Consider the following 21,178-nt stretch of genomic DNA (forward strand, 5'->3'; position numbering starts at 1 on the left):
GCCGTGCTTCTCGCGTCGTGTGCGGTGGGTGATATGAGGTGATTCGTTCTGTAAGGACATCTTGCATGCCGCGCGGCGGAAATTCCGTCGCGAAGGGCCGTGGGGCTGGGCTAGGCTCCTGCGCTTTGGTGTCCATGGCGGGGAGGGGGCGTGCGTGCGGCTGTACGGAGTCGTGGCCGCGGGTGGGTTCCGGCGCTATACGACGTACCGGGTCGCCACCGCGGCAGGGGTGTTCACCAACACTGTCTTCGGTGTGATCGTGGCCTACACCTATATAGCCCTGTGGGACCAGCGCCCCAACCTCGGCGGCTACGACCAGTCCCAGGCGCTCACCTATGTGTGGATCAGCCAGGCCATGCTGATGACGGTCAACATGTTCGGCGGAGGCTTCGCGGACGAACTGATGGAACGCATCCGTACGGGTGACATCGCGATCGACCTCTACCGTCCCGCCGACCTCCAGCTGTGGTGGCTCTCGGCCGATCTGGGCCGGGCGCTGTTCCACTTCCTCGGGCGCGGGGTGGCCCCGCTCGCCTTCGGCGCCCTGCTCTTCGACCTCGCGCTGCCCACCGAGCCGCTGACCTGGCTCGCCTTCCTCCTCGCGGTCCTGCTCGGCGTGGTGGTGAGCTTCGCGCTCCGCTTCCTGGTGGCGCTCACGGCGTTCTGGCTGCTCGACGGGACCGGCGTCGCGGCCCTCGTCTCGATCGCGGGCCTGTTCTTCTCCGGGATGATGCTGCCCCTCAACGCCTTTCCCGGCCTGCTCGGCGAGGTGGCCCGGGCGCTGCCGTGGTCCTCGCTGCTCCAGATTCCGGCGGACATCCTGATGGGCCGGCACCGGGGCTGGGACCTGCTCGGCGCGTACGGCTTCCAGCTCGGCTGGGCGGCGGCGCTGCTCGGGGCGGGCCGGGTGCTCCAGTCCGCGGCGGTGCGCAGGGTGGTGGTGCAGGGTGGCTGACCCGATGACCGAACGGCGGCCCGCGCCGGGTGTGTGGGCGACGTACCGGATGATCGCCGGAATGTGGATCCGCTCCACACTCACCTACCGGGCGTCGTTCGCGATGATGCTGGTCGGGAACTTCCTGGTGACCGCGTTCGACTTCGTCGTGATCGCGCTGATGTTCTCGCAGGTCCGCTCCCTCGGCGGCTACTCCTTCGCCGAAGTGGCGTTCCTGTACGGGACGTCGACGACGGCGTTCGGCCTCGCCAACGCGGTGCTCGGCTCGATCGACAAGCTCGGCGCGCGGGTGCGCGACGGCACGCTGGACACGCTGCTCGTGCGCCCCGCGCCGGTGCTCGCCCAGGTGGCCGCCGACCGCTTCGGCCTCCAGCGCCTGGGCCGCCTGTTGCAGGGCCTCATGGTCCTGATCGGCGCGGTGATCGCCCTGGACGTGCACTGGACGGTGCTGAAGGTGCTGCTCGTGCCGGTGATGCTGCTCAGCGGCACCGCGATCTTCTGCGCGGTGTTCGTGGTGGGGGCGGCCTTCCAGTTCTGGGCGCAGGACGCGGCCGAGGTGCAGAGCGCGTTCACCTACGGCGGCCAGACGCTGCTCCAGTACCCGCCGACGGTGTTCGCCAAGGACATGGTGCGCGGCGTCACCTTCATCCTGCCGCTGGCCTTCGTGAACTGGCTGCCCGCGCTGTACGTCCTGGGCCGCCCCTACCCGCTGGCCCTGCCGCAGTGGCTCGCCTTCACGCCCCCGCTGGTCGCGGCCGCCTGCCTCGCACTGTCGGGCCTCGCCTGGCGCCGCGGCATCCGCGCCTACCGCAGCACGGGAAGTTGAACCATGCCCTCATCTCGCCCGCCAGGAAAGGGAGTTGACCCGATGAACCACACGACCCCGGACAGGGACGGCGGTACGGACATGGACCTGATCGAGCTCGACGGCGTGGAGAAGGTCTTCGACGTACGCCGCAAGGTGGGTCGGCTGCGCCGGGAGAAGCGGCAGGTCAGGGCGGTCGACGGGATCAGCTTCCGGGTGCCGCGGGGCGAGATGGTCGGCTACATCGGTCCCAACGGCGCCGGGAAGTCCACCACCATCAAGATGCTGACCGGCATCCTGACGCCGAGCGGCGGCCGCCTCAGGGTCGCGGGACTCGACCCCTCCCGCGAGCGCACCAGGCTCGCCCAGCGCATCGGCGTCGTCTTCGGCCAGCGCACCACCCTGTGGTGGGACCTGCCGCTGTACGACTCCTACCGCCTCGCCCACCGGATGTACCGCATCCCCGACGCCCGCTTCCGCGAGAACCTCGACCGCTGCGTGGAACTCCTGGACCTGGCAAGCCTGTTGGACGTCCCCGTACGCCAGCTCTCGCTCGGCCAGCGGATGCGCGGCGACATCGCGGCGGCCCTGCTCCACGACCCGGAGGTCCTCTACCTCGACGAGCCGACGATCGGGCTCGACGTCATCAGCAAGGCGAAGGTCCGGCAGTTCCTGCGCGACCTGAACGCCGAACGCGCCACCACGATCCTGCTCACCACCCACGACCTGACCGACATCGAGCAGCTCTGCAAGCGCGTGATGGTCATCGACCACGGGCGCCTGATGTACGACGGCGCTCTCGCCGGGCTGCACGAGGCGGGCGAGAGCGAGCGCACCCTGGTGGTCGACCTGGAGCGCGAACTTCCGCCGGTGGAGGCCGAGGGTGCCCGCGTGGTGAAGGTCGAGGGCCCCCGCCAGTGGCTCGCCTTCCCGGCCTCGGCGTCGGCGGCGCCGCTGGTCGCGCACATCGCGCAGGCCTACCCGCTGGTGGACCTGTCGGTCCGGGAGCCCGACATCGAATCGGTGATCGCCCGCATGCTGTCCTCGATGGAGACCGTCCCCCAGGCCCCCAATGACCGGGCCCTTCACTAGGCTTCGCGGTATGACGAGTGAACCAACGGGTGGGCTGCCGGAGATGCGTGCCTCGGACGCCGAGCGGGAGCGGGTCGCCGAGTCGCTGAGGGACGCGGTGGCCGAGGGACGCCTCGACATGGAGGAGTTCGAGCAGCGCCTGGAGGCCGCCTACAAGGCGCGTACGCACGGGGAGTTGGAGCCGCTCGTCCGTGACCTTCCGGCGCCCGGCACGGTGGCCCCGGTGGCCCCCGCCCCCCGCCGCACCGAGGACGAGACCGAGGTCCACTGGCCGTCCCGCATCGGCCACCCGCCGACCTCCAAGGGAGGCTTCGCCCTCTGGAGCGGCTTCTCCCGCAAGGGCACCTGGACGGTGGCGCGGAAGTTCACCGCGTTCGCCATGTGGGGCGGCGGCAACATCGACCTGCGCGAGGCCCGCTTCGAGGACCGCGAGACCGTACTGCGGCTCTTCACGATCATGGGCGGCATCGGCGTGACCGTACCGCCCGAACTGACCGTCCGCGTCAAGGGCTTCGGCATCATGGGCGGCGTCGATGGCACCAAGGCCAGCGGCGACGGCACCCCCGGCTCCCCGAACGTCACGATCGTGGCGTTCGCCCTGATGGGCGGCATCGGAGTGGACCGCAAGCTGCGCAAGGCGCAGAAGGAGAAGCTGCGGCTGGAGAAGCGGGAGGACAAGGGGCGCAAGGAGCTGGGGTGAGGGGGCTTTGGGGGTCTGGGCCCGGGGCGGTGGCCCGAGGTGCTGCCCGCCTTCAACTCCCCTGAGCGCCCGGCCGGTTGATGGCGAACGGCGACCTACCCGCCCAGGGCGTGCGACACGGTGTAGATCAACAGGCCCGCCAGCGCGCCGACCACCGTGCCGTTGATGCGGATGAACTGGAGGTCGCGGCCGATGTTCGCCTCGATCTTGCGCGAGGTGTCGTTCGCGTCCCACGAGGCGACCGTGTCCGTGATCAGGGACGTGATCTCGGCGCGGTACGTCGACACCACGTACGCCGCCGCGTCCTCCAGCCAGCCGTCCAGCTTGGACTGGAGGCGGGGGTCGGTGGACAGGCGGGTGCCCAGGGAGAGCAGTGACGCCCTCGCGCGCAGGCGCAGTTCGCTGTGGTCGTCCTCCGCGGCCGCGATGATCATCGACCGTACGGAGGACCACGCCGAGGCGATGATGTCCTGCACCTCGGGGCGGGCCAGTATCTCGGACTTGAAACGCTCCACCCTGGTGCGGGTCTCGGTGTCCGACTGGAGGTCGGCCGCGAAGTCGGCCAGGAAGCGGTCGAGGGCGCCGCGCGCCGGGTGGCCCGGCATGTCGCGCATCTCCGTCACGAAACGCAGCAGCTCCTTGTAGACGCGCTCGCCCACCTTGCGGTCCACGAAACGGGGGGTCCAGCCCGGAGCGCCGCCCTGCACCGCGTCCATCACCGAGTCGCCGTGCAGCACCAGCCAGTCGTGGGCCCGTACGCAGACGAGGTCAACGGCCTTGCGGTGGCTGCCGTCGGCGACGACCTTCTCCAGCGCCTTGCCGAGGCCCGGCGCGATCTCCGCGGCGTCCGCCCGGCGCGTGATGGCCTCGCCCACCACGGCCTGCACGTCGGAGTCCCGGAGCACGGTGAGCGCGCCGCGCAGGGCCGTGGCCAGCTCCGACGTGACCCGGTCCGCGTGCGCGGGCTCGGCGAGCCAGGTGCCCAGGCGGCGGCCGATGCCGAGGGCCTGGAGGCGGGCGCGGACGACGGCCGCCGACAGGAAGTTCTCGCCGACGAAGGTGCCGAGCGAGGCGCCGAACTGGTCCTTCTTGTTCTGGATGATCGCCGTGTGCGGGATGGGCAGACCCAGCGGACGGCGGAAGAGGGCCGTCACCGCGAACCAGTCGGCCAGGGCGCCCACCATGCCCGCCTCGGCCGCCGCCGCGACGTACCCCGCCCAGGCGCCCGCGCCCGAGCGGTCCGCCCAGGTGGCGAGGCCGAAGACGACCGCGACCAGGAGCAGCAGGCCGGTGGCGGTGGCCTTCATGCGGCGCACGCCCCGGCGCTTCTCCTCGTCCGCCGCCGTGTAGGCGAAGGGCGACGAGCGGAGCGGGCGCGCGGCCTGGTCCACCGCGCCGGCCGCCTCGGCGTCGGGCCCCGTTCTCGTACGTTCCATTCGCTCCACCTGTCCGCGCCTACCCACGCCCTGACCGTCCCCGTCTCCGTCCGCGTACGGCCCGGTCGTTCGCGTACCCACCCCCCGGCCGTTCACGTCCCCGTACGGACCGGGTGCTCGGGCCCACCACGACCCATTCCGTCCGGCCACTGTCCGTACGACGTCTACAGGAAGTACTCACGGGGCGCACATTCAGTTCCCGTGCATCCGTACGACCACTCGTTCGCGTGGCCCCGCGGGCCTCCGCTCCGTACATTCGGATCATGTCCATGCGGACGCTGAGGACGCACGCCGAGCGTGTGGTCCTGCTCGTGCTCCTGGTGGCGGTGTTGCTCGCCGCCGCCCTCTACGCCGTGATCGCGCCTGCCCGGGCCGGAGCTGGCGGAGGCGGAGGCGCGGGCGAGGACCGGGGTGGCGCGTGGGCGGGTACGTGGTACGCGGCGCCCGTCGGGGCCGAGCCTGCCGGGACCGCGGCGGGGGCCGCGCGCGGGGGTGGCCCGCAGTGGACCGTACGCAATGTCGTGCACACCTCGCTGGGCGGCAGCAGGGCGCGCGTCACCGTCTCCAACCTGTTCGGCAGCGCCCCGCTCGACCTGCGCCACGCCACGCTCGCCACGGTGGCCGACCCGGGCCGGACCATGCGGACGCTCACCTTCCGCGGGCTCGCGCGGACCTCCGTACCGGCCGGGGGTCAGGCGGTCAGCGACCCGCTCGCCTTCGAGGTGCCGGCGCTGGCCGACCTGTACGTCTCCGTGTACGCGGCGGGGCCCGTCACCTGGCACCCCGGCGCGCAGCAGACCTCCTCCATCGCGCCGGGCGCGACCGACCGGGCCGCCGACCCCGGCGTGTTCGCCCGGATCACCGGGGCCTGGCGGTATGTCACCGCCGTCGACGTCCAGGGGGCCGGGGCCGCGGGCGGCAGCGTCGTGGTGTTCGGCGACTCGATAACCGAAGGGGTCGGTTCCACCCCGGGGGCCGATCACCGCTGGACGGACGTCCTGGCCAACCGCCTGAGCGGCCAGCACGCCGCCCTGGCCGCCGACGCCGCACCCCGGGCCGTCCTCAACGCCGGGATCGGCGGGAACGCTCTGCTCGGCCGGCTCGCGGGACCGAGCGGGCTCGAACGCTTCCAGCGGGACGCGCTGGCGAGATCCGGGGTGCGCACGGTGGTGGTCGAGCTGGGCATCAACGACCTGCTCGGCGGCAGACAGCGGGACCCGGCCACGCTGCTCGCGGGCATGCGGGAACTGGTGCGGCTGGGCCACGCGCGCGGGGTGCGCGTCCTGGGCACGACACTGTCGCCCTGCGGCGGGCTGCGCGCCTGCACGGGGGGCGTCCACGAGGTGCGCGAGCGCGTCAACTCGGCGATCCGCGAGGGCGGGGTCTACGACGCGGTCGTCGACATAGACCGCGTACTCCGAGACCGCTACAAGCCGCTCGCCCTGTGGGGCCCGTACGACTCCGGCGACCGGCTGCATCCCGGCGACGCGGGGTATCTGGCGATGGGGAGGGGAGTGGACCTGGGGGTGCTGTGAGGCGAGGGGGAGCGAGGCGGCTTTGGGGCGTGGCCTCTCCGGCGCGCCCCGCAGTCCTCCCCGCCGGACGCGCTCCCTACGGGGTGCTCTCCCCACCGGGTGCTCTCCCCACCGGGTGCTCTCCCCGCCGGGCGCACGACCGACGGCGCCTGTCCGTCCCTGCCGTACGGTCATGCACCCGACCACCATGGGGAGTTGCCCCTATGTACGGATCGGGCGCGGAGTGTGTTCAGCGGGAGGCGAAGATTCTTCGGCGGGGTTCGATGGGCCGGTCGCCCGGCCGGGCGGGCCTCCGGGGCGGCGGCGCGGCGGGCTTGCGGCACGGAGGGGAGGGCGGCTTGCCGAGCCGGGTACGGCGGGCTCGCGGCAGTGAGGGGAGGGCGGCCTGTCGGGCCCCGCGGGCTCGCAGCATGCAGAGCCTCGATTGCCGAGCCCGACGGGTGGCGTCTTAGCGAGCCCGGCGCGTGACGGCCCAGGAGGCGACGGCGACGGCTCCGGCCACGCCGAACACGGAGGGCCAGGCGCCGACCTTCTTGGCCAGGGGGTGCGACCCGGCGAAGGCGGCGACGTAGGCGGTGGTCAGCCCGACGGCCGCCTTGGTCCCGGCCGCCTGCTGCCACTGCCGAGCCGCGAGGGCCCCGGCCCCCGCGAGCGCCACCCCACCGAGCGGCCGCTTCCTGGTCCACCGGGCCACCCCATACCCCCCGATGAGTCCGCCGGCCGCGATCGCAGTTGCGGGAACCTTCGCCATGGTCTGCCTCCTGAAGTGCGGTTTCTTTGAGGCTAACGCGGGGGGGATTTTGGGGGGTTAGGGGGGCCTGGGGTGCGGGGTGCTCCGGGCACAGGGGGGCGGGCCGGCCAGAGGCCAGGGCCTAACAGGGGGTCGCCGTGTGGCCCTTGGGTTGATCCGCTACTCGTCTACTCCTCGTCTGCAAGGGGCTCGGGCGACGTGCGAGCTGTCCTAAGACCGGCCTGTGCTGCGACGACGGCCCTTGCCGCTGTGACCGCCTGTGCAACGGCTGCCGGACTCTCGTGTTCCCAGAACCGCAATACGGTCCACCCGGCGGCCCGCAGATGCTCCGTCGTCTCCCGGTCCCGGGCCATGTTCTTTTCCAGCTTCGCCCGCCACCACTCCGCGTTCGCCTTCGGCCGGGTGGCGTGTTGGGGGCAGCCGTGCCAGAAGCAGCCGTCCATGAAGACGGCGATCTTGGCTCGGCCGAAGACGATGTCGATGGTGCGGCGGGGCATGCCGGGGACCGGGACGTTCACGCGGTAGCGCAGGCCCGCCGCGTGGAGCAGTTTGCGTACGGCCAGCTCCGGTGTGGTGTCGCGGGAGCCCTGGCGGCTCATGCGGGCCGAGACGGCAGCGGATGACGGGAGGGCATCGGACATGGCGGGCATTCTGTCAGGGGTGGTCAGAGCTCAAGCCACCCCGTGACAGTCCCCATAGTTGATCCCCGAGCCGCACCAGCAGTCCGCGCCCCGGCCGGGGGGCCAGGCTGTGGCTCGGCCTCGGGCGGCCAGGGTTGTGGCGTATTGGGGGAGGAGGTCCGCGTTGGCGGGGGAGGAGGATTCTGAGGCGGCGAAGGCTTCGTAGGAGGGGACCGTCGCTGTCACGATGCCCAGGTTGGGGGTGCCTGCCGTCGCCAGTTCGCGCAGGGACGCCTCGATGTCCAGCAAGTGGGCGGCGTGGGTGGGGTATTCGGACTGGAGCTCCGGGTACGCCGTGAGGAGTTCGTCCAGTTCCGGTTCCGGCCAGTGCAGGACCGCCACCGGGAACGGGCGGGACAGGGCCGCGCGGTAGCTGCCCAACTCGGCACGCAGACGGGCCAGTTCGGCCTGGAGCTCGGCCGGGTCCTCGGAGCCGAGGGACCACAGGCGCTTCGGGTCGTGGAGTTCGTCCAGGGAGATCGGCGCCGTGTGCAGCTCGTCGGCCAGGGTGTCCCACGTGTCGTGGGCCAGGGCGAGGAGGCGGCGTACCCGGTGGCGCGTGGTCAGGAGGGACTGGGTGCTGTAGGGGATCGCCGTCGGGTCGACGGCCGCCTCGGCAACTCCCAGGAGGGTGAGGGCGGTTGTCAGGGAGGCGTGGGCCAGGTCCAGCTCGTCGTGGGCCTCCAGCGTCTCGGCGACGATCTCCCAGGCGGCCGGGTCCAGCGGGGCCGCCGTGCGGATGCCCTCGATGATGGCGCGGGCCTCCGGCTCGTGGCCGTACTCCCACAGGTTCGCCGCCTTGAACGCCTTCACGAGGTGGGGGTGGTCCACCTTCGAGGCCAGCAGGCGGTCGTAGAGCGTGGTGGCCCGGGGGCGGTCGCCGGCGAGCTCCAGATGGGCCGCGGCCTGCAGGAGCAGGGGCTCGTGGTCCTCCGGGTACTGCGCCGCGGTGCGCAGCAGACGCTCGGCTTCGGCAGTGTGATCGGCAGGCGTGTCGGGGCGCATGAGGGACACCGTACTGCCGTACGGCGGCCCGGCGGAGGGGGCTTCCGGTCCTGGTGGGTCGAGGCGGTTCGGTTGCGGGCCTGGTGAGTTGTGGTCCCGGCACCTACCCTGCGCCCGTGCGCACAGGGATACCGGTGATGGTGCAGGGCGGGCGCGGGCGGCGGGTCTGGGCGGCCCGGGGGCTGTGGACCGGCGCCGAGCTCGCCGTGACGCTCGGGCTCCTGGTCCTGCTGCTCGTCGTGCACCAGCTGTGGTGGACCAACCGGGAGGCCCGGGCCGAGGCCGGGCACACCGTCCGGTCGCTGGAGCAGGAGTGGGGCAGAGCTCCTCGCCCCGCTCCCTCCGCCACCACGGCGCCCGACGAGCAGGTGGCCGTGGGGGACGGTCCCGCGAGTGACGGCCCCCAGCCCTCCGGGGGCAGGGCCGCCCCGGCGACGCACAGCACCCCGCGGGGTGACCAGGCGTACGCCGTGATCCGGATTCCCCGGATCGGGGTCACCGCGCCCGTCGCGCAGGGGATCAGCAAGGCAGGCGTCCTCGACAAGGGATACGTCGGGCACTACGTGCAGAGCGCGCAGCCGGGGCAGGCCGGGAACTTCGCGCTCGCCGGGCACCGGAACACCCATGGGGAGCCGTTCCGCCACATCAATGAGCTCAGGGCCGGTGACCAGGTGATCGTCGAGACCCGGGACAGCGTCTTCACGTACGTGGTCGATTCCACGCTGCCGCAGACCTCCTCCCGTGACGGCGGGACCATAGCCGCCATCCCCCGGAGCGATGTCAAGCCCGCGTACGGGTACCGCGAACCCGGGCACTACATCACGCTCACCACCTGCACCCCCGAGTTCACCTCCACCTACCGGCTGGTCGTGTGGGGCAAGTTGGTGGCGAGCCGTCCGCGCTAGCGTTCGGGGATGCGTCGTCGTCGATCTCATGTGCTCTGGCTGGGGGTGCCCTACCTCCTGTACCTCGGGGCGCTGCCCTTCGTGAACAAGGTGCGGCCCGTGGTCCTCGGGCTTCCCTTCCTCTTCTTCTGGCTGCTGATCGCGACGCTGGCCACGCCGCTCGCCATCTGGCTCACCTGGCGGGGAGACAAGCGGGGCAGGAGCGAGGGCGCCCGGGCCGGGACGCGGGGAGGCGTGCGATGAGCGGTGCCGTTGTCGCCACCACCATCTTCGGCGCCTTCATGGTGGGCACCGTCGCGCTCGGGCTCTTCGCCGTACGCGGGCGCGGGGGCGGAGGTGGCGGGCTCACGGAGTGGTCCGTGGGCGGGCGGAGCCTGGGCACGGGATTCATCTGGCTGCTGATGGCGGGCGAGAGCTACACCAGTTTCAGCTATCTGGGTGCCGCGGGCTGGGGATACAACTACGGCGCCCCCGTGCTGTATGTGGTCGCCTACCTGTCCTGCGGCTACGCGGTGGGCTATGTCGTCGGCCCCATGTTGTGGGCGTACGCGAAGAGGCACGGGCTTGTGGGGATCACCGACATGGTGGCCCACCGGTACGGGCGGCCGTGGGTCGGGGCGCTCGTTGCGCTGCTCGCGACCGTCTTCCTGCTGCCCTACATCCAGCTCCAGATCACCGGCATGGGCGTGGTCGTCTCGACGATCTCCTACGGTGCCGTCTCGCTCAACTGGGCTTATTTCATCGCCTTCGTCGTGACCACCGGGTTCGTGGTCGTCAGCGGGCTGCGCGGCAGTGCCTGGGTGTCGGTGCTCAAGGACGTCCTCGTGATCGCCACCCTGGCCTTCCTCGCGATCTATGTGCCGCTGCACTACTTCGGCGGGTACGGCGACTTCCTGGACCGGGTCGTCAGCGAGAAGAGCGACTGGCTCACGTTGCCGGGACACGGCGGAGCCTTCGGACAGGCGTGGTTCGCCACCACTTCCGTCCTCAACTCCCTCACCGTGGTCATCTTCCCGACGACCGTGGCCGGGTACCTCGGCGCGCGCAACGCCGATGCCCTGCGGCGCAACGCCATGCTGCTGCCTGCCTACAACGTGCTGCTCTTCGTGCCGATGCTGCTCGGGATGGCGGCGATCTTCGTGGTCCCCGGACTCGCCGGCGCCGACTCGAACCTCGCGCTGTTCAAGCTGGTGGTCGACTCGCTGCCCGCCTGGACCGTCGGGCTCGTCGGGGTGGCCGCGGCCCTGTCGTCCATCGTGCCGATGGCCGTGTTCATGCTGGTCATCGGCACGATGTGGGGCCGCAGCGTGCTCTCGCTCGTGCCCCGGCTGCGGGAGCGGCAGAAGGCGGCGTCGCAGGTCGTGGTGGTGGTCGCGGGGGCGCTCGCCCTGCTCATGACCTACACCGTCCCCAACACCCTCGTACGGCTCTCGCTCATCTCGTACGAGGGGATGGCCCAGCTTCTGCCGATGCTGCTGCTGGGGCTGGTGTGGCGGAGGCTGACGCTGGTGGGCGGGCTCGCGGGGCTCGCGGTGGGGGTGGGGACGGTCTGCGGCTTCGTGTTCACCGACCGCGACCCGGTGTGGGGAGTCAACGCCGGGATCGTCGCGCTCGGCCTCAACCTCCTTGTGGCGCTTGCCCTTTCGTACCTCGGGCCGAAGGGGGAACCGGTGGGTGACGAGGTGCTGGCCCGGGATCCGATCCATGAGGAGCAGGACGCGGACTTCCCGCGGGTCTGAGCACCACCCAGGATCGCGAGGGCCCGCGCCCGGCCGCGAGCGCTGCCCGCTGTCCTCAGCGGCGGGTGCGCAGGGCCGTCGTCAGGGCGGCGGCCACCGCCGCCAGGCCCGCGGACACCACGATCACCGTGTCCGGGCCCGCCGGGGCCACGGCGATCGTCAGGGCGACGCCCGCCGACGAACCGATGTAGCGGGCCGTGTTGTTGGCGCCGGAGCCCATCGCCGCGCGTTCGGCCGGGACCGACTCGACGGCGAGGCGGGGGAGTGCGGCGTTCAGCAGGCCGCTGCCGATGCCCGCGACCAGGAGGCCGGGGAGCAGGCGGGGCAGCGGGCCCGCTGCGAGGGCGCCGAGCATCGCGAGGACCCCGGCCGCGTGCAGGAGGAAGCCGATGGCGAGCTGATGCCGGGCTGCGACGCGGCCGGCCAAGCGCCGGGCCTGGAGCGCCACCACGAACGCGGTGCCCGACCACAGGACGAACAGCCAGGCCGCGTTCATCGGCGAGGTGCCGAGCGACTGGGCGAGCAGCGCGGGCAGATAGCTGAAGAAGCCGATCACCGCGAGACCGGTGAACAGGGCGCCCGCCGATGAGGCCAGGAATTCCGCGCGCCGGAAGAGCGCCAGGTCGATCATGGGGGTCGCGGCCCGGCGCTCCACGTGGACGAACGCGGCTGTCAGGACGGCGGCGGCGAGCAGCAGGGCGAGCACGCCGGGGCGCAGCCAGCCGTCGCGGCCGAGGGTCAGCGCGCCGATGAGGGAGGTGAAGGCGAGGCCGAGGGTGACGGCGGCCGCGACGTCCGGGCGGCCGCCGCGCGGGGCCCGGGACTCGGCCAGGGCGCGCACCGCGAACCCGGCGGTCGCCAGCGCGGGGACGGCCAGGACCGCGTACACCAGGCGCCAGTCGAGGGAGGCCAGGCTGCCCGCGAGGAGCGGGCCGAGGGCGATGCCGCCGCTGACGAAGGCGCCCCACACGCCGGTGGCGCGGATGCGGGCGGCTCCCGCGGGGAAGGCGGCGACCAGGAGGCCGAGGCTGCTCGCGAGGACGGCCGCCGATGCCATGCCCTGGGCGACGCGGGCGAGCGTGAAGGTCAGGGTGGTGGGGGCGAGGGCACCCAGCGCCATGGTGATGCCGAGGGCGAGGGTGCCGGCGAGGAAGACCCGGCGGCGGCCGTGGTCGTCGGCGAGGCTGCCCGCGATCAGGAGCAGCGCGGCGAGACCGAGCGGGGCGCCGTTGAGGAGCCAGGCCTGGGCGGAGAGCGCGGTGTGGAACGACGCGGTCATGCCGGGCAGCGTCAGCATCGGGGCGGTGTAGTTCATCAGCGCGACCGCGGTGGCCGCGCTGGTGACGGCGAGCGTGGCGCCGGGGCGACCGTCGGCCCCGGGGGCCCGGGCGGGCCGCTTCGTGGTGGTGCGTACTGCCTGCGTCATGGCATCCCTCATGGCTGGCCCCGGGGCGGCCCCGTGTGGGCGGGTTCCGGGCGTACGGGTCACGGAATCGGGCGGGGCTCCAGCGGGAGGCCTCCGTGCGGGACCGGCAGCCCCCGCTGAAAGCGCCCCCACTGGGAGGGCCCCATCAGGAAGGCCCCATCAGGAAGGACACCGTCAGTAGGTGTCCTCACCCGTAGACGTGGCGTTGGTGGGTTCGGTGACTGAACCTTCCCTCTGTGGCCGACCCTAGCACTGAAGGTTCGTTCAGTGAACCCACCCCGGTAGACTCGGGCGCATGGCTCTCGGCAAGGACTACGACTACGCGGCGCAGGAGTGCTCCATCGCCCGCGCGCTGGAGATCGTCGGCGAGCGCTGGACGCTGCTCGTCGTGCGCGACGCGCTCTACGGGGTGCGCCGCTACAACGACTTCCTGGTCCATCTCAAGATCCCGCGGGCCGTGCTCGCCGCACGGCTCGCCTCGCTCACCGAGGCCGGGGTGCTGGAGAAGCGCCGGTACCAGGAGTCGCCGCCGCGGGACGAGTACGTGCCGACCGAGCTCGGGCGGGCGCTGTGGCCCGCCCTGAGGGCGCTCGGGCTCTGGGGGCGGGCCTTCAATCCGGATGCTCGGCCGATGCGGACCTTCCACCACGCCGAGTGCGGGACCGAGCTCGGGGCGTACGGGGAGTGCCCGGCCTGCGGGCGGGCGGTGGCCCCCGAAGACGTCGAGATGCGGCCCGGGCCCGGACTCGGCCCGGCCGAGGACACGGTGAGCCGCGCGCTGCGCGCACCCCGGCGGCTGTTGCAGCCACTTGAGCTTCAGGCGCTGTGACGTCGGGGACTTTGCGTGCCGCGACGCTTCCGAAGCTTGGCCGCTGGCCGCTGGCCTTTGAGCGCCGGGTGCCGGGCGTCGGATGCCGGACGCTGAATGCCGGACGCCGGACGCCGGACGCTGTGACGTCACCGGACTCCGGCGGTGCCGTGGGCGTTCGCTCTGCCGGCGATCGTTGTTCGAGCATCGTGTATAACGGCTGGAGGGAAAGAGGCGGCGCCTGAGCGACGGGCGCGCGAGGACTGAGGGAGGGCGGCATGGGCGGCGTACTCACGCGGTGTACCCGGCTCGCCCGACCGTTGTTCGGTCTCTTCCTCTTCCTGCTCGCCCAGGCCGTCCTCGTCGAAGGCGGCATGCTGTCGGCCGCCGTCGCGCTCGCCGCGACCGCCGCCGCGGGCTCCGCGCTCGCCGTGTGCGCGTCGCTCGCCTCGCGGGCGGTGCCGAAGGTGGCCCGGACGCGGGTGCGGACCGCGATCCGCGACCGCGAACGGCGCACCGCCTTCCTGCCCCAGCGCGACCCCGACGCCTCCGGTCGGCCCCGCCCCCGAGCGCCCGGGGCCCTCGTCCCGACGGCCGCGTAGGGGCACTCTCGTACCACCTCCGCTCCTCGCGGCTCGTCATGCCGGTATCCGTGTGCCTTCTGCGCACGCCCGTGTCACTCCCTGACGAGACGCCCCGGAGGGCTTCCTCATGTTCACGTCCCTTTTCAGTGCTTTCGCGAGCCTCACCGAACACCTCGCCGGGCTGCTCGACCCGGTCTTCCACGGTGCTTCGACGGCTGCCGCGATCGTGCTTTTCACCGCTTTTGTACGTCTCGCTGTGCACCCACTGTCGCGGCAGGCAGCGCGGGGTCAGAAGGCGCAGGCCCGGTTGCGGCCGCAGCTGGCGGCGCTGCGCGAGAAGCACGGCAAGGACAGCAAGGCACTCCAGAAGGCGGTCATGGAGCTGCATGCCGCGGAGAAGGTGTCGCCGCTGTCGGGCTGCCTGCCCAGCCTGCTCCAGATGCCCGCGTTCTTCCTGCTCTACCACCTGTTCTCCAGCACGACGATCGGCGGGAAGGCGAACGCCCTGCTCGATCACACGCTCTTCCGGGCGCCGCTCGGCGGACGCTGGAGCGACGCGCTCGCGCACGGCGGGGTGTTCGGGGCGCAGGGGCTGGTGTACGCCGCGCTGTTCGCGGTCGTCGCGGTCGTGGCCACCTTCAACTACCGGCGGATGAAGCGGCAGATGGCGGCCACGCCCATGGTGGCGCCGGGCGGGCAGGACGCGGTGCCCGGCATGGCGGCCATGGGCAAATTCATGCCGCTGCTGTCCTTCGCCACGCTGTTCACGGTCGCCGTGGTGCCGCTCGCCGCGGCGCTGTACGTGGTGACCAGCACCACCTGGAGCGCCGTCGAGCGGGCCGTCCTCTACAAGGACATGGTGCCCGCGCCCGCCGCGCTGGCGACCGCCGCATAGCAGGCCGGACCGTGGTTACGGTCCAGTTTGTGAACGGGGTCTTGCGGAGTGGACGCCTTCCTTGGAGGATCGGACGATCCTCCGATGGCCGCTACCCATCGGCCGGGCCCGGCTCGACCAAGGGAGACTGACCATGAAGCTGCTGCGCGTAGGCAACGTCGGCGAAGAGCGCCCTGCGCTGCTCGACGCCAACGGGACCCTGCGGGACCTGTCCGGCCTGGTGACGGACATCGACGGCGAGCTGCTCGCCGACGAGTTCGCCCTGGACCGGATACGGGCCGCGGCCGACACCGGCGTGCTGCCCGCGCTCGCCGACTCCGGAGCGCGCATCGGGCCGCCGGTCGCGCGGATCGGCAAGGTCGTGTGCATAGGGCTGAACTACCACGACCACGCCGAGGAGACCGGCGCCGCGATTCCGGCCGAGCCGGTCGTCTTCTTCAAGGCGGCGGACACGGTGGTGGGGCCGAACGACACGGTGCTCGTGCCGCGTCGCTCGGTGAAGACGGACTGGGAGGTCGAGCTCGCCATCGTCATCGGGCGCACCGCGCGGTACGTGGCCGACGACGAGGACCCGCTGGCGTACGTCGCGGGGTACGCCGTCTCGCACGACGTGTCCGAGCGGGAGTTCCAGATCGAGCGCGGCGGCACGTGGGACAAGGGCAAGAACTGCGAGACGTTCAACCCGCTCGGGCCGTGGCTGGTCACCCGGGACGAGGTCCCCGACCCGCAGGCCCTCTCGCTCAGGCTCTGGGTCAACGGGGAGCTCAAGCAGGACGGGTCGACCTCGCAGCAGATCTTCCCCGTGGCGGAGGTCGTCCGGTACGTCAGCCAGTTCATGACGCTGTACCCGGGGGACGTCATCAACACCGGTACGCCCGCGGGGGTGGCCATGGGGCAGCCCGAGCCGAAGCCGTATCTGCGGGCGGGGGACGTCGTGGAGCTGGAGGTTTCCGGGCTGGGGCGGCAGAGGCAGGGGCTCAAGGACGCGTGAGCCCTCCGGGGGTGGGGGGGTGGGGGGCTTGGGCCCTGCGGCCCTCGCCCTTTCCCACCCGCCCGCCCGTTCGGCCCGCTCGCGAGGGTGAGGGACCTGTGGGTGGTCACCGCGTGGTGGCGGCCGTCCGTTGGTGGTCGTGACACCCGCCTGCGGCGGGTCTCTTTTCCCACCCGTCCGCCCGTTCGGCGGCGTGGGATGGCTGGGGGACCTGTGGGTGGTCACCGCTTCGTGGCGGCCGCCTGCCGGTGGTCGTGACACCCGCCTGCGGCGGGCCTCACGTCCAGCCGCGCCCCCCATGCTCGGCCGCGCCCCCTCGCCCGCCGCGGAGTCCCAACGGCGGCTCATCCCGGCCCCCGGTGTCCCCGCGGTCAGTGGGGCTGCGCCGGATGGGGTTCACGCTGTGCGTGTCTCAGGGCTGCCGAGTGGACGGGTTCGCATATTGCGTATATGCGAAATACGCCAGGAATGCGGAAAAGGGCGGCCACCGCCTCCGCCGTCGTCGTCGGGGCGGCCGTCGTGGTCGGGGTGCTCGCCTCGTTCGGGTTCGCCGATCCGCTGCCCGACGGACTCGGGCCCTGCAAGGGGAGCAACTGCCCGGTCGACCCGTATCCGGAGCCCCACAACGGTTCGCTCGCCGGACGCGACAACAACATCAACGTCTTCGTCGGCGGCGACTTCCTCGTGCGGCAGGCCGCCGCCGAGGCCGAGGGCAAGGTCGTCGTGCTCGGCGGCTTCGACCAGCACAAGGCGACCGGCGTCTCCCAGGTCTACAACGTGGGCGTCGCCGGTGTCGGCTCCCGCGTACCGCCGGACAACGGCACCGACTTCCTCACCGCCGGCCAGGACGTCACCGTCGCCCCCGGCCAGCGCCTCCTCGCCGAGGAGGGCTCGGTCTCCGGCGTCGTCCGCTACGGCGGCGCCCTCAGCGGCACCGTCCTGCCGAGGGCCGTCCACGACCCCGGCGCGGCCGCCCCGTACGCCCGGCTCAGGCCCAACCTCGCTGCCGCCAGCCAGTGCTACGCCTACGTCGGCGGCAAGCCCCGGACCGCCACCGGCACCGCCCGCAACAACGGCAGCGAGACGGTGTTCACCGGGGACGGGACCTCCGCGATCCAGGTGTTCAACGTCGACTTCGACCTCGCGAGCCCCAGCGGCGGGGCCCAGGGGTTCCGGTTCACCGGGATTCCCTCCGGGGCCACCGTGCTGGTCAACCTCACCGGGGACGTACGCGAGATCAACACCTACATGGGCATGCTTCCGGCCGCCCTGCGCGACCGGCTCCTGTGGAACTTCCCCGACGCCGACACCGTCCGGCTGCGGGGCAGCGGGCAGTTCTCCGGCAGCGTCCTGGTCGGCCAGACCGACAGCACGACCACCGTCACCCTGCCCGGGCTCAACGGGCGCTTCTTCACGGTCGGTTCGCTGATCCACACCTCCGTCGTGGGAGGTGGTGGCGGGCAGGAGATCCACGCCTACCCCTTCAACGGCGATCTCCCCGCCTGCGGCGGCGAGGAGCCCACGCCCTCTCCGACACCGCCCACCCCCACCCCGACCCCGGAGCCCCCGACCCCCACCCCGACACCCGAACCCCCGTCCCCGAGCCCCACGGACGACGGCGGGACCACGAACGGAGGGACCACCGGCGGGGACACGGGTGGAGACACGGGCGGAACGTCCGGAGGGACCACGGGAGGTAACACGGGCGGTACCTCCGGAGGAAACTCCGGCGGGGTCAGTGGTGGCACCTCGGGAGGCACCAGCGGTGGGCACACCAGTGGTGGGACCTCCGGTGGGCACACCACCGGCGGCACCACCGGTGGAGGTGACTCCGGCGGGTACGGGACCGACGGCGGTGGCGGGGAACTGCCCGACACCGGAACGCCCTCCGAGACGATGATCATCGTCGGCGGGCTCGCGGTGACCCTCGTCGCGGCAGGCGGCATCACGCTCGCCGTGACCCGCAAGCCCAAGGGCGTGAGCTGAGCCTCAGCCCCCGTGGTGGCCGGGGCGCCCGACGAGTCGGGTCAGCGCCTCGGCCACCAGCGCGTGGTCCTCGGCCTGCGGCAGGCCGGAGACCGTCGCGGTCCCCACGACCCCGACCCCCGCGACCGTCACGGGATACGAACCCCCGTGCGCGGCAAAGGAGTCGGGGTCCAGGCGCGAGGACTCCTCGAACGTCGTGCCCTTGGCGCGGAAGCGGGCGCCGACCAGGAACGACGGCGCCGCATAGCGTTCGGCGACCCGGCGCTTGCGGTCGATCCAGGCGTCGTTGTCGGCGCTGGACCCGGGCAGCGCGCAGCGGAACACCTGACGCGCCCCGTGCCGTACGTCGATGACGACGGGAGCCCCGCGCTCGACGGCCAGCGAGCGCAGCAGCATCCCGAGCTCCCAGGCATCCTCGTAACCGAACCGGTCGAGCACCAGCCGCCGCTGTTCGGCCTCCAGGGCGGCCACGCCGTCGACGGCCGGGCTCCCTCCCGCCGTCGCCCCCGGCGTCTCGGAATGCGTGGCCGTGTCCCGGGCCCTCACAGCGCGAGCTCCACCGTCACGCCCTCGCGGGCCGAGCGGCGGGCCGCCTCCAGGACGTCGAGCGCGGCCGCGGCCTCGTGCGCGGTGACCGGGGGCTCGCCGCCCTCGCGCAGGGCCTTGGCGACGGCCGCGTAGTACGCCGGGTAGTCGCCCGGCACCGTCTCCAGCGGGCGGCCGCCGCCGGTCAGCGGGGACTCGCCCGATCCGACCCGGCCCCACATCGACTCGGGCTCCACGCCCCAGGCTTCGCCCGTGGAAGGCCGCCTGCCGTCCCGCAGCGCCGCCTCCTGCGGGTCGAGGCCGTACTTCACATAGCCCGCGGACGACCCCAACACCCGGAAGCGCGGGCCCAGTTGAGCGGCCGTCGCGCTGACGTGGAGGTGCGAGCGGACGCCGCTCGCGTGCGTGATCGCGATGAAGGTGTCGTCGTCGGCCTGGGCGCCCGGGCGGCGCACGTCGGCCTCCGCGTAGACGCGCAGGGCCGGGCCGAACAGGACGAGCGCCTGGTCGACGACGTGGCTGCCGAGGTCGTACAGCAGGCCGCCGATCTCCGCCGGGTCGCCCGACTCGCGCCAGCCGCCCTTGGGCTGCGGGCGCCACCGCTCGAAGCGCGACTCGAAGCGCTGGACCGCGCCGAGCTCGCCGTCCGCGAGGAGCCTGCGCAGGGTCAGGAAGTCGTTGTCCCAGCGGCGGTTCTGGAAGACCGAGAGCAGCAGGCCGCGCTCCTGCGCGAGCGCGGCGAGACCGCGCGCCTCGGCGGCCGTGCCCGCCAGCGGCTTGTCCACGACGACCGGCAGACCGGCCTGGAGCGCGTCGGTGGCGATCGGGACGTGGGTCTTGTTCGGCGAGGCGATCACGACCAGGTCGAGGCCCGCGTCGAACAGCTCCCGGGGGGTCTCCACGACGCGCAGGCCGTCGCCGTACTCGGCACGGGCCTGCGCCTGGCGCTCGGGGCTGGAGGTGACGACCGTGTCGAGCACCAGGCCCTCGGTCGCGGAGATCAGCGGGGCGTGGAAGACGGAGCCCGCGAGGCCGAACCCCACGAGTCCCACGCGGAGGGCGGCGGTCTGGTCAGCGTTCAGGGGATCCTTCATGGCATCCACTTAAGCAACGCTGTTGCCAAAGTGCAAGCAAGAGGGACAATGGGTCGGTGAACAGGAGCAATACGGGTGCGAACCTGCCGGCGCTGCGCAACCACAACGCCGCGCTGGTCCTCGACCTGCTGCGGGCCGCGGGCGAGGCGGGCATCAGCCGTCTGGAGCTCGCCGAGCGCACCGGGCTCACTCCGCAGGCGGTCAGCAAGATCACCGGACGGCTGCGCGTCGAGGGCACGGCCACCGAGGCGGGCCGCCGCGCCTCCACCGGCGGCAAGCCGCGCACCGTGCTCAAGCTGGTGCCGTCCGCCGCGCACGCCATCGGCCTGCACCTGGACCGCGACGAACTGACCGCGGTCCTCGTCGACCTCGCGGGCACCCTGGTGGGCGCCAGGACCGTGCCGCTGGACCTCGGCGCGGAGCCGGCGGCCGTGGTGGAGACGGCGGCCGCCGAGGCCGAGGCGCTGACCGGCGGGCGGCGGGTGCTCGGCGTCGGCGTCGCCATGCCGGGCCCGCTCGACCACGACAGCGGGGTGCTGCACCGCGTCACCGGCTTCCCGCACTGGAACGGCTTCCCGCTGCGCGACGCGCTCGCCGACCGGCTCGGCCGGAAGGTGTTCCTGGACAAGGACACCAACGCCGCCGCCCTGGGCCTGGCCCTGCGCGGCGCCGGCCGGGCGGGCTCCTTCGCGTACCTCCACCTCGGCAGTGGTCTGGGCGCGGGGCTCGTGCTCGGTGGATCCCTGCACCGCGGCTCTCGTACGGGGGCGGGCGAGTTCGGCCACCAGACGATCCTGCTCGGCGGGCCCGTGTGCGGCTGCGGCGGGCGCGGCTGCATCGAGGCGCTCTGCCTGGCGGCCGTCGCCCGGGGGGACATCGCGGCCGCGGCCCGCTTCCTCGGGGTGGGCGCGGCCAACCTGGTGGGGCTGCTCGACATCGACGAGGTCCTGCTCGGCGGCCGCACGGTCGGCGCCGACCAGGACACCTTCGTACGGGGCGTGACCGCGGTGGTCGAGGAACGCGCCCGGCGCGGCGGCTCCCCCGAGGTGCCGGTGCGCCCGGCAGCGGGCGGCCCGCACGCGGTGGCGGAAGGCGCGGCCCAGCTCGTCCTCGTCCCCGTCTTCGGCCGGGCGGACGTGGCCTACCCGCAGCCGTAGCGCCGCGCTCCGAGGCCAGGGGTCCGTCCGGAGCGCTGATACGAAGGCCCGATATTGGGCTGATAGGGCGGTCTTCGGCGGCCGGTCC

At 72.7% G+C, this 21,178-nt stretch carries 21 protein-coding genes; 14 read left to right on the forward strand and 7 right to left on the reverse strand.

Going from position 1 to position 21,178, the window contains the following annotated elements:
• The first annotated feature begins 154 nt into the window (after positions 1 to 154).
• From AC07F3_RS05625 to AC07F3_RS05640, 4 genes are read left to right on the forward strand one after another with little or no spacing between them, the layout of a single operon-like run.
• Complete coding sequence (locus AC07F3_RS05625) at positions 155 to 955, forward strand: ABC transporter permease (protein WP_479110801.1); 801 nt, start codon at positions 155 to 157, stop codon at positions 953 to 955.
• Between the two features lie 4 nt (positions 956 to 959).
• On the forward strand, positions 960 to 1,781 hold the full coding sequence (locus AC07F3_RS05630; RefSeq protein WP_479110803.1) for an ABC transporter permease: 822 nt from the start codon (positions 960 to 962) through the stop codon (positions 1,779 to 1,781).
• A gap of 42 nt (positions 1,782 to 1,823) precedes the next feature.
• Entirely contained in the window at positions 1,824 to 2,852 is a 1,029-nt protein-coding gene (locus AC07F3_RS05635) for an ABC transporter ATP-binding protein (protein ID WP_479110805.1), read from the forward strand.
• Positions 2,853 to 2,895: 43 nt separating this feature from the next.
• Positions 2,896 to 3,552, forward strand: coding sequence for a DUF1707 SHOCT-like domain-containing protein (locus AC07F3_RS05640; RefSeq protein ID WP_479111881.1), 657 nt, complete (start codon positions 2,896 to 2,898; stop codon positions 3,550 to 3,552).
• Positions 3,553 to 3,647: 95 nt separating this feature from the next.
• On the opposite strand, the gene AC07F3_RS05645 is transcribed toward AC07F3_RS05640, so the two are convergent.
• Positions 3,648 to 4,988 (reverse strand): DUF445 domain-containing protein, encoded by a 1,341-nt coding sequence (locus AC07F3_RS05645; protein ID WP_479110807.1) that lies wholly within the window; start codon positions 4,986 to 4,988, stop codon positions 3,648 to 3,650.
• A 263-nt stretch (positions 4,989 to 5,251) separates the two neighbouring features.
• Here AC07F3_RS05645 and AC07F3_RS05650 point away from each other — a divergent pair, with 263 nt between their 5' ends.
• Complete coding sequence (locus AC07F3_RS05650; RefSeq protein ID WP_479110809.1) at positions 5,252 to 6,523, forward strand: GDSL-type esterase/lipase family protein; 1,272 nt, start codon at positions 5,252 to 5,254, stop codon at positions 6,521 to 6,523.
• Positions 6,524 to 6,971: 448 nt separating this feature from the next.
• Here AC07F3_RS05650 and AC07F3_RS05655 read toward each other — a convergent pair whose 3' ends face one another.
• From AC07F3_RS05655 to AC07F3_RS05665, 3 genes are all read right to left on the reverse strand, one after another.
• Positions 6,972 to 7,274 carry a hypothetical protein gene (locus AC07F3_RS05655; RefSeq protein WP_479110811.1) on the reverse strand — a complete coding sequence of 101 codons (303 nt, stop codon included), beginning with the start codon at positions 7,272 to 7,274 and terminating at the stop codon, positions 6,972 to 6,974.
• Between the two features lie 167 nt (positions 7,275 to 7,441).
• Entirely contained in the window at positions 7,442 to 7,915 is a 474-nt protein-coding gene (locus AC07F3_RS05660; RefSeq protein WP_479110813.1) for a very short patch repair endonuclease, read from the reverse strand.
• A 30-nt stretch (positions 7,916 to 7,945) separates the two neighbouring features.
• A complete protein-coding gene (locus AC07F3_RS05665; RefSeq protein WP_479110815.1) occupies positions 7,946 to 8,959 on the reverse strand; it encodes an SEC-C metal-binding domain-containing protein in 1,014 nt (337 codons plus the stop codon).
• A 137-nt stretch (positions 8,960 to 9,096) separates the two neighbouring features.
• Here AC07F3_RS05665 and AC07F3_RS05670 point away from each other — a divergent pair, with 137 nt between their 5' ends.
• The 3 genes from AC07F3_RS05670 to AC07F3_RS05680 are packed head-to-tail and all read left to right on the forward strand — an operon-like array spanning position 9,097 to position 11,603.
• The gene (locus tag AC07F3_RS05670; protein WP_479111883.1) at positions 9,097 to 9,864 is read left to right on the forward strand and encodes a class E sortase; all 768 of its coding nucleotides are present in this window, start codon (positions 9,097 to 9,099) and stop codon (positions 9,862 to 9,864) included.
• Positions 9,865 to 9,873: 9 nt separating this feature from the next.
• Complete coding sequence (locus AC07F3_RS05675) at positions 9,874 to 10,107, forward strand: DUF3311 domain-containing protein (protein WP_479110817.1); 234 nt, start codon at positions 9,874 to 9,876, stop codon at positions 10,105 to 10,107.
• Positions 10,104 to 11,603 (forward strand): sodium:solute symporter family protein, encoded by a 1,500-nt coding sequence (locus AC07F3_RS05680; RefSeq protein ID WP_479110819.1) that lies wholly within the window; start codon positions 10,104 to 10,106, stop codon positions 11,601 to 11,603. Before AC07F3_RS05675 ends, AC07F3_RS05680 begins: the two co-directional genes overlap by 4 nt.
• Before the next feature lie 55 nt (positions 11,604 to 11,658).
• Here AC07F3_RS05680 and AC07F3_RS05685 read toward each other — a convergent pair whose 3' ends face one another.
• Complete coding sequence (locus AC07F3_RS05685) at positions 11,659 to 13,029, reverse strand: MFS transporter (protein ID WP_479110821.1); 1,371 nt, start codon at positions 13,027 to 13,029, stop codon at positions 11,659 to 11,661.
• Positions 13,030 to 13,324: 295 nt separating this feature from the next.
• Between AC07F3_RS05685 and AC07F3_RS05690 the strand changes: the two genes are divergently transcribed.
• The 5 genes from AC07F3_RS05690 (at position 13,325) to AC07F3_RS05710 (ending at position 18,293) form a co-directional block, all read left to right on the forward strand.
• The gene (locus AC07F3_RS05690; RefSeq protein ID WP_479110823.1) at positions 13,325 to 13,858 is read left to right on the forward strand and encodes a winged helix-turn-helix transcriptional regulator; all 534 of its coding nucleotides are present in this window, start codon (positions 13,325 to 13,327) and stop codon (positions 13,856 to 13,858) included.
• A 257-nt stretch (positions 13,859 to 14,115) separates the two neighbouring features.
• Positions 14,116 to 14,439: a DUF6412 domain-containing protein gene (locus tag AC07F3_RS05695; RefSeq protein WP_479110825.1), complete on the forward strand. Its 324-nt coding sequence runs from the start codon at positions 14,116 to 14,118 to the stop codon at positions 14,437 to 14,439.
• Positions 14,440 to 14,548: 109 nt separating this feature from the next.
• On the forward strand, positions 14,549 to 15,316 hold the full coding sequence (locus AC07F3_RS05700) for a YidC/Oxa1 family membrane protein insertase (protein ID WP_479110827.1): 768 nt from the start codon (positions 14,549 to 14,551) through the stop codon (positions 15,314 to 15,316).
• Positions 15,317 to 15,449: 133 nt separating this feature from the next.
• A complete protein-coding gene (locus AC07F3_RS05705) occupies positions 15,450 to 16,307 on the forward strand; it encodes a fumarylacetoacetate hydrolase family protein (RefSeq protein WP_479110829.1) in 858 nt (285 codons plus the stop codon).
• 450 nt (positions 16,308 to 16,757) lie between these two features.
• Positions 16,758 to 18,293 carry a choice-of-anchor A family protein gene (locus tag AC07F3_RS05710; RefSeq protein WP_479110831.1) on the forward strand — a complete coding sequence of 512 codons (1,536 nt, stop codon included), beginning with the start codon at positions 16,758 to 16,760 and terminating at the stop codon, positions 18,291 to 18,293.
• Between the two features lie 3 nt (positions 18,294 to 18,296).
• Here AC07F3_RS05710 and AC07F3_RS05715 read toward each other — a convergent pair whose 3' ends face one another.
• Both AC07F3_RS05715 and AC07F3_RS05720 read right to left on the reverse strand, forming a co-directional pair.
• Positions 18,297 to 18,764, reverse strand: a complete 468-nt coding sequence (locus AC07F3_RS05715) for a heme-degrading domain-containing protein (RefSeq protein WP_479111884.1) — start codon at positions 18,762 to 18,764, stop codon at positions 18,297 to 18,299.
• 71 nt (positions 18,765 to 18,835) lie between these two features.
• Entirely contained in the window at positions 18,836 to 19,933 is a 1,098-nt protein-coding gene (locus AC07F3_RS05720; RefSeq protein WP_479110833.1) for a Gfo/Idh/MocA family oxidoreductase, read from the reverse strand.
• A gap of 56 nt (positions 19,934 to 19,989) precedes the next feature.
• Between AC07F3_RS05720 and AC07F3_RS05725 the strand changes: the two genes are divergently transcribed.
• Complete coding sequence (locus AC07F3_RS05725) at positions 19,990 to 21,090, forward strand: ROK family transcriptional regulator (protein WP_479110835.1); 1,101 nt, start codon at positions 19,990 to 19,992, stop codon at positions 21,088 to 21,090.
• The last annotated feature ends 88 nt before the right edge of the window (positions 21,091 to 21,178 follow it).

The sequence above is a fragment of the Streptomyces sp. NPDC045846 genome (genome assembly GCF_056431605.1).